This window comes from Neisseria sp. P0021.S006 (assembly GCF_051956895.1).
Window position 1 is genome coordinate 1 of record NZ_JBQCWZ010001069.1, and the last position, 510, is coordinate 510.

At 47.5% G+C, this 510-nt stretch carries 1 protein-coding gene; it reads right to left on the bottom strand.

From position 1 onward, the window contains the following. Nucleotides 1-170: 170 nt before the first annotated feature. The coding region (locus ACTHUM_RS18765) for an AMP-binding enzyme (protein ID WP_440403790.1) at nucleotides 171-510 on the bottom strand (340 nt) is incomplete at its 5' end.

A 510-nucleotide genomic window follows, 5' to 3' on the forward strand; every position in this document is an offset into this window, starting at 1 on the left:
GGTTGCAGGGTAAGGTTGATATCGTACAAAACTTGTTTGCTCGGAAAGGAGCCGTTTAGGTTTTCGATTTCGAGTATAGGTGTAGTCATGGTCGTGGCCGTCTGAAAAGTTTGTTGATGACAGGTTTTCAGACGGCCTGCATGAATCAAGGGGCCGTCTGAAACAGAGGTTTAGTCTTGAAACTGTTCTTTGAGTTTGCGTTTTAACACTTTGCCGGTGGCATTGCGCGGCAGCTCGTCTTGGAAGATGACTTGTTTTGGGATTTTAAAGTTTGCCAACAGGCCGCGCAGGTGGCTGCGGACTTCGGCTTCTTCCAGCTTCATGCCTTCTTTGAGTTGGATAAAGGCAATGATTTCTTCATCGGCGTATTGGTCCCTCACGCCGATTACAGCAGTGGCTTCCACAGCTTCGAGTTTGTAAATGGCTTCTTCGATTTCACGCGGATAGACGTTTTGGCCTTTGGAGATAATCAGGTCTTTTTTGCGGTCAACGATGAAGATGAAGCCGTCT